Genomic DNA, 6,952 nt, shown 5'->3' with positions numbered 1-6,952 from the left:
GACGAGTAGTCCGCGGGCAGCCGGATGCGTGACGCTTCGTCAGGCGCCGTAGCCCTGACCGCGCTTGTGCTCGTTCAGCCGGTTCCACGGGCCGCTGATGGCCAGCTGGATGCCCGGGGTCTGGATGTTGGCGAACAGGGTCTTGCCGTCGTCCGAGAAGGTCACCCCGGTGAACTCGCTGAACTCGGGCTTCTCGGCGGTGCCGATGTTCAGCTCGTTGCGGGCGATCGGGTAGACCAGCCCGTCCTCGGTCGCGCCGAACAGGTGCGAGACGCCCTCGCCGTCCTCGCAGATCACGATGCCGCCGTAGGGCGAGACGGTGATGTTGTCCGGGCCGTCGAAGTTGTCGTGGTCGCCCCAGACGTCGTTGTTGACGCCCAGCAGGACCTTCAGGGTGATGGTGCGGCGGTTCGGGTTGTAGAACCAGACCTGGCCGTCGTGCTGGAGCGGGCTCTCCGAACGGGCGTAGCTGGAGACGAAGTAGAAGCCGCCGTCACCCCACCACATGCCCTCCAGCTTGCGGGCGCGGGTGACCTCGCCGTCCTTGAACTGCTTGCGCACCGAGACGGTCTTGGCGTCGCGGTCCTGGACCTTGACCCAGTCCACGCCGTAGGTGGTGCCGACCTTGGTGGCGCGGGAGAGGTCGTCGACGAACTTGCCCTGGGCGTCGAAGACCTTGAAGGCCTCCAGCACGCCGGCGTCCGCGGCCAGCTTGCGCAGCTTGTACCGGCCGTGCTTGAAGCCGGCCGGCGGGGTCCAGCGGAACAGCAGGCCGTTCGGGTTCGAGGCGTCCTCGGTCAGGTAGACGTGGCCCTTCTTCGGGTCCACCACGACGGCCTCGTGCGCGTAGCGGCCGAAGGCCTTGACCGGCTGCGGGTCGCGGTTGTAGTCGTCGTCGAACGGGTCGACCTCGAAGACGTAGCCGTGGTCCTTGGTGAAACCGTTCTTGCCGGCCTTGTCCTCGGTCTCCTCGCCGGACAGCCAGGTGCCCCACGGGGTCACGCCGCCGGCGCAGTTGGTGGCGGTGCCGGCGATGCCGACCCACTGCTCGACCGAGCCGTCCCGCTTGGCGTGCACGATGGTGCAGCCGCCGGCCGCGCCCGGGTCGTAGACGTGGCCCTCGATCAGCGGCACCGGGTGCGGCCAGTTGGCGCGGGCGCCGGCCAGCTCGTGGTTGACGACCATCAGGTTGCCGCCGCGCTCGTCCTCGAAGGCGGAGGTGCCGTCGTGGTTGCTCGGGGTGAACTCGCCGCTGCGCAGCTTGGTGACGCCGGCCCGGTTGAGGACCTTGTACGAGAAGCCCTTCGGCAGGGACAGCAGCCCGGCCTGGTCCTGGACCAGCGGGCCGTAGCCGACCGCGGTGCCGGCGGCCGAGTTGGTCCCGGCGGCCGCGGCGGCCGGGGCCTCGCCGCCGGCCGGGGCGGCGATCGCGCCCGGGGCGCTGGCCAGCGCCTCGGCGCTGCCGGCGATCAGCACGCCCGCCCCGACGACGGTGGAACGGTTGACGAAGTCCCGGCGGGACAGCGACATGGCAGCAACTCCTGAAGGATGAGCGGGAGCGTCGGTGCGGGATGCCGACGCCCAGCAGGCTCCGCCGGTCGGGTGAACCCGACATGACGGCCGGCTCACACCCAGGCGGCCATTTGCCAACCGATGACGTTCACATGACCCGCGCTTTACCCGAGCACCCGTCGAGGCCCCCCGTCAGCCCCGCGCCGCCCGCCACTGCTCCCAGGCCGACAGCCACAGCTGCTCGGCCAGCCGCTGCTCCTCCCAGACGCCCGCCCCGCCGCCGCCCGGATGCTCCCGGCGCAGTTGCTCCCAGGCCCGCTGCGCCGGCAGGCTCGCCACCTCGCTCGCGAACACCGTGTACCGGACGACCTCCTCGACGGCCGCCGCGCCCTCCTCCGTGCCGATCAGCCAGTGCGTCTGCCGGGCGAGCCGGGTGAGGTGGTTCACCATCGAGGCCACCGCCGCCGCGGCCTCCTCCCGGGTCTCGGTGGCCAGCCGCATCTGCTGGCGCACCGCCGCCTCCCAGCGCACCGCGCCGGCCTCCCCACGCAGCCTGCGCGGCAGCCTCGGCGTGCGTCCGACCCGCACCTGCGCCTCGATCGCCGCGGACTCGGCGACGGTCTGCGCGACCAGCTCCCGGTGCGCCTCCATCCCGACGGCGGACGGCAGTTCGCGCTCCTCGACGGGAACGCGGCCGGCCCGCCGGGCGGCGAGGTCGCGCAGCAGTTCGGTCCGACCGCGCAGGTATCCCTCGAAGTCGCCGATCGATCCGAGCTCCACGGCTCCGGGCGCGACCCCGCGCCCGCACACCGTCACCGTCAGGCCGCCGACCCGCAGCCGCCCGGCCCACACCGGCACCGACCCGTCCGCCACGGCGCCGCCGGGCCCCGGCACCGGCCGGTCCTCGTGCACCTCGACCGGGTGGGGCTCACCGTCCACCGTGACCCACTCGCGCAACGCCCGGACCCGGCCCGGCCCGTCGCCCTCGTCGATGCCCGACTGCTCGTAGAGACGGTCCCGTTCGTCCTCGACCAGGTCCTCCAGCTCGGGCAGCCGCTCGCCCCGCTCGGCCCCCGGCCGGTAGGTGCGCACGGTCAGGTGCGGGCCGGCCGCCGAACGCCAGTCACCGCACCGGACCTCGACCCAGCGCAGCTCGCCCGCGGAGGTCTCGAAGGCGGCCAGCGCGGCGCCCTCGGGGGCCGGACCGGCGGCCACGCCGTACACCGGGAAGTCGGCCGCCGCGAGGGTCCGGCGGGAGAACTCCTCCTGGCCGGCGAGCCGGTCGGCGAGCCTGCTGTCGGGCCGCCCCTCGGACCTGCCCTCCCCCTGGTCCGCCGACCGGTCGGCGGGTGGGCCCACCCGCCGGTCCGCGAGCCGCTCCACGGGCTTCTGGTGCCTGCCGCCGCTCTCCCGCATCATCCTGTGCCGCACCCCCGCGTCCTCGCACCCGCACCGCTGCCGCCACCTTACGTGCCCGCAGCTGCCGGGTCATCAGCTCCGCCTCCGGACGGGGGCGGTGGCCGTGTCAGGACGGCCGGTTGTCAGCGGCCCTCCCTAACCTGGCGGCATGACAGCACAGAACGACGCAGCCCAGGACCGTACCGAGCCGGGCTCCTTCCCCGCCCGGATCAGCATCGTCACCCTCGGGGTGACCGACCTCGACCGCAGCGCCCGCTTCTACGAGGCCCTCGGCTGGAAGCGCTCCACCGCCTCCAGCCCGGAGATCGTCTGGTTCCGCACCGCCGACTCGGCACTCGGCCTCTTCCCCACCGAGGAACTGGCCGCCGACGCGGGCGTGCCCGCCACCGGCGAGCCCGCCTTCCGCGGCGTCACCCTCGCGGTGAACCTGGAGTCCCCCGCGCTGGTGGACGCCGCCCTGCGGACGGCGGTCGAGGCCGGCGCCGTGGTGGTCAAGCCGCCGGTCCCGACCCACTGGGGCGGCTACTCCGGCTACTTCGAGGACCCGGACGGCCACCTCTGGGAGCTGGCCCACAACCCGTTCTTCCCCTTCACCGAGGACGGCTCCCTGGACCTGCCCTGAACCCCTCAGTTCTTGGAACGCGCCTTGAAGGCCGCCTTGCGCGCCTCCTTGGCCAGCGCCCGGTCCGGGTGCAGCTCCCCGATCGCCTCCAGGACGTCCGCCGTGTACGGGTGGTCGACCCGCCACAGCTCGCCGAACCAGCCGGCCGGATCGCCGTTCACCGGCAGGTCGGCGATCAGTTCGCGCAGCAGCTCGGCGTCCCCGCCGTTGTCCAGCAGCTGGGCGGCGAAGGTGTCGACCACCGTCCACAGCGCCATCGCCCGGTCCGGCACCGGAACGTCCGTCGCCCCCTGCGCGGTCAGCCAGGCCCGCGCCGCACCGCCCAGCTCCGGGTCCTCCATGACCTCCCGGACGGCCGGCTCCGCCCCCGCCCCGAGCAGGTTGAGCGCCGAGACGCAGAGCATCCGCCGCAGCGGGCCGTACCCGTCGACACCGCGCGCCGCGGCCAGCAGCTCGCGCGCCGCCGCCACCGGCTCCCGCCCGGCGACCCACACCCGCAGCTCCTCCTCCGGCAGCACGTTGGCCGACTCGCACACCGCGTGCAGCAGCTCGGCCGCGTCGCCCTGGGCCAGGTCGCCGACCAGCGGCGCGTCGTAGCCGTCCTCCAGCAGCCACTGGCGGATGCCGTACTGGCCGAGCGGGGTGAGCCGGACCATCCCGAAGCGGGCCGACTCCTCCTCGTCCAGCGGCTCCTCGCCGACCAGGGCGGGCTCCTCGCCGTCCTCCTCGTCGAACAGCTCGGGGTCGATCGGGCGGTACTCCAGCAGCCCGAGCTCGGCGAGGTCGCCCAGCATCGGGTCCAGCGCGACCATCACGTCCGTGATGTCGCCGAGCAGTTCCTCGCTCGGCTCCTCGCCCTCCGGGACGACCAGCAGCGCGGCGAGCACGCCCAGCGGCACGGTCTCGTTGCCGGGCTCGGCGAAGGCGGTGGTCTCGTAGAGCACCTGGAGGGCCTCGTCCAGCAGTTCGGCGGCCTCGTCGCGGGCCTCCTCCAGCTCGGAGAGCGCGTCCTCGTCCTCCTCGCCGTCCCCGGCCGGCTCGCCCTCGGGCTCCTCGCCGGTCTCCTCGCCGGCCTCCTCGCCTGCCTCCTCCGGGAGCGAGTCCGCCTCGACGGCCAGCTCCCGGACGATCCCGGCAGCGGTCAGCCACAGCTCCAGGACGGTCTCCGGGTCCCCCTCCTCGGCGGGCTCCAGGTCCGGGCCGGGGACGGCGACGTGCTCGCCCTCCGCGGTCGTACCAAGCTCCACCAGGTCCAGGTCACAGGCCAGGGACCAGGCCCGCAGCGCCTCGACCTCGGCCTCCTCGGGCACCTCGCCCTCGGCCGGGGCCAGGCCCAGCAGCCGGGCCGCGGGCGCCCGGTCCGCCTCGACGAGGTCGCCGAACTCGTCCACCGCCCGGTGCGGGGCGGCCCAGCGGGCCAGCGCCAGCGCGTACCCGAGCATCGGCACGGCCCTGGCCTGCTCGGCCAGCTCGCGCTCGGCGGGCAGCTTCACCGGCGGGACCAGGACCGCCGCGTCGTCCAGGTCCTCGTCGTCCAGCCCGTGCGCGGCGAACGCCCCGTAGAGGTCCTGGAGCTCCAGGTCGGCGGGCAGGACCGCCTCGGCCGCGCTCTCGCCCCCCGAAGCCCCGGTGTTCTTGCGACGTCGTCCGGCCATATCCGTGCGCTCTCCCTCAGCCAGCGGTCAGCCCAACAGCGCCGCGTACCAATCCAACACCTCAGCGTATCGGTCGAGCACCCCCCGCGCCCCGCCGTTCGGGGCGCACCCAGGGGCGCGCGCCGTGGGCGCACGCCCACCCCTTATCCTTCGGTCTGGCACCGCGCACACCCCGCGCGGGCCACGGGGCAACGAAGCCCGACCACCCTCCGCCCGACCCCGGGCCGGAGGAGCCCTCTTCAGCTCACCTCGCCCCACCAGGGAGCCCGAACCGCGGCCACCACCACAGCGCCTCCGGACGGGCGCGCCGGCACACCCCGCCGACCCCGGTGGTGCCCGGCCACAGGAGACCCCTGCCATGGCGGACCTCTCCCCCGCCGGCTCCGGCCTGCGCACCGCGCAGCTCGACGGACGCCGACTGTCGGAGGCCCTGCTCCCCCTGGAGCTCGCGCCCCGCGCCCAGCTCCAGCTCGCCGCGATCAGCCGCTGGAACGCGCTGCGCGGCGTCCGCGTCGGCCTGGTGGCCGCCGCCCTGCTGCTGATGCTGATCGGCGCCAACCTCGCGACGCCGATCTACTCGCTCCTCCAGCAACAGCTGCACCTCACCGCGCTCGACACCACCGTCCTGTTCGCGATCTACGTGTTCGCCCTGGTCCCGGTGCTGGCCATCGTCGGCCACTGGTCCGACCACCTCGGCCGACGCGCCCTGATCCTGCCCGCCGTCGCGCTGTCCGCCGTCGGCGACGTCGTGTTCGCCACCTCCGACAGCTTCTGGCAGCTCGCCGCCGGCCGGGCCGTCCAGGGCATCGCCGTCGGCCTCTCCACCGGCGCCGCCGGGGCCGCCCTCGGCGACCTGCTGCCCGACCGGCCGACCCTGGCCGCCAAGATCACCCTGGCCTGTTCCGCCGGCGGCGTCGCCCTCGGCCCGATCGTCGGCGCCCTGCTGGCCGGCGGCACCGACCCGCTGCTGACGCCGTTCCTGCTGCACGCCATCGCACTGCTCGCGCTCTGCGTGCCGCTGGCGCTGCTCCACCCGCGGATGCCCGGACGCAGCCGCCCGCCGGCGTCACCGCCCCGGATCACCACCCCGGCCCACCTGCGCCCGCAGCGCCTGCGGCTGCCCCGGACCGGCCGCCGCGAGTTCCTGCAGGCCGCCACGGCCGGGTTCATCTCCTACGCGGTGTTCGGCGTCTACCTCAGCCTGGCCCCGGCCTTCGCGGCCAAGCTGCTGCACACGGACTCCAAGCTGGTCGGCGCGATCGTGGCCGCCCTCCTGCTCGGCTCCTCGGCCGCCACCCAGCTGGTCGTCCCGCCGACCTCGGACCGCGTGGTGACCGCCCTCGGCATGACCGGCCTGGCCACCGGCCTCGGCCTGGTCGTCGCCGCCCAGTACACCGACACCCCGGCTCTGCTCTTCATCGGCAGCGTCCTCGGCGGCATCTCCCAGGGCGTGGCCTTCCGCTCCCTGTTCACCAGCGCCGTCGCCGCGATGAACCCGGAACGCCGCGGCTCCGAACTGAGCGCCCTCTGGGTCATCGTCTACCTCGGCAGCTCCGCCCCGATCATCGCCCTCGGCGCCCTCGTCCAGACCTACGGCCTGCTCCCCTCCGTCAGCGGCTTCGCCGCCCTCGCCGCCCTCCTCTGCGCGGCCCTCGCCGTCGCCGTCGCCCGCAAACCCAAGCCGACGGCCTGACCCTCCGCCCACGAGACGCCGCTGCCCGGGACCACTTCGGTGGTCCCGGGC

The 6,952-nt window shown here is 74.5% G+C and carries 5 protein-coding genes; 2 read left to right on the top strand and 3 right to left on the bottom strand.

The window, feature by feature from the left end; genetic code table 11:
* Positions 1 to 39 precede the first annotated feature (39 nt).
* Both ACFRMQ_RS36045 and ACFRMQ_RS36040 read right to left on the bottom strand, forming a co-directional pair.
* Positions 40 to 1,530, bottom strand: a complete 1,491-nt coding sequence (locus tag ACFRMQ_RS36045) for an alkaline phosphatase PhoX (protein WP_380735044.1) — start codon at positions 1,528 to 1,530, stop codon at positions 40 to 42.
* A gap of 174 nt (positions 1,531 to 1,704) precedes the next feature.
* A complete protein-coding gene (locus ACFRMQ_RS36040; RefSeq protein WP_380735043.1) occupies positions 1,705 to 2,943 on the bottom strand; it encodes a hypothetical protein in 1,239 nt (412 codons plus the stop codon).
* Between the two features lie 136 nt (positions 2,944 to 3,079).
* Here ACFRMQ_RS36040 and ACFRMQ_RS36035 point away from each other — a divergent pair, with 136 nt between their 5' ends.
* Entirely contained in the window at positions 3,080 to 3,553 is a 474-nt protein-coding gene (locus ACFRMQ_RS36035) for a VOC family protein (RefSeq protein ID WP_380735042.1), read from the top strand.
* A 5-nt stretch (positions 3,554 to 3,558) separates the two neighbouring features.
* Here ACFRMQ_RS36035 and ACFRMQ_RS36030 read toward each other — a convergent pair whose 3' ends face one another.
* Positions 3,559 to 5,208 (bottom strand): hypothetical protein, encoded by a 1,650-nt coding sequence (locus ACFRMQ_RS36030; protein ID WP_380735040.1) that lies wholly within the window; start codon positions 5,206 to 5,208, stop codon positions 3,559 to 3,561.
* 358 nt (positions 5,209 to 5,566) lie between these two features.
* On the opposite strand from ACFRMQ_RS36030, the gene ACFRMQ_RS36025 reads away from it, so the two are divergent.
* Positions 5,567 to 6,901: an MFS transporter gene (locus ACFRMQ_RS36025; protein ID WP_380735039.1), complete on the top strand. Its 1,335-nt coding sequence runs from the start codon at positions 5,567 to 5,569 to the stop codon at positions 6,899 to 6,901.
* Positions 6,902 to 6,952 lie beyond the last annotated feature (51 nt).

The sequence above is a fragment of the Kitasatospora sp. NPDC056783 genome (assembly GCF_042789895.1).
In the GTDB taxonomy this organism is placed as follows: domain Bacteria; phylum Actinomycetota; class Actinomycetes; order Streptomycetales; family Streptomycetaceae; genus Kitasatospora.
The sequence above is the reverse complement of the archived record's forward strand: the minus strand, read 5'-3'. Positions and strand labels throughout refer to the sequence as shown.

Bases quoted from the DNA above. Each gene is read 5' to 3' on its own strand.
- ACFRMQ_RS36035 (WP_380735042.1), top strand. From the start codon at position 3,080: ATGACAGCACAGAACGACGCAGCCCAGGACCGTACCGAGCCGGGCTCC.
- ACFRMQ_RS36025 (WP_380735039.1), top strand. From the start codon at position 5,567: ATGGCGGACCTCTCCCCCGCCGGCTCCGGCCTGCGCACCGCGCAGCTC.
- ACFRMQ_RS36030 (WP_380735040.1), bottom strand. From the start codon at position 5,208: ATGGCCGGACGACGTCGCAAGAACACCGGGGCTTCGGGGGGCGAGAGC.
- ACFRMQ_RS36045 (WP_380735044.1), bottom strand. From the start codon at position 1,530: ATGTCGCTGTCCCGCCGGGACTTCGTCAACCGTTCCACCGTCGTCGGG.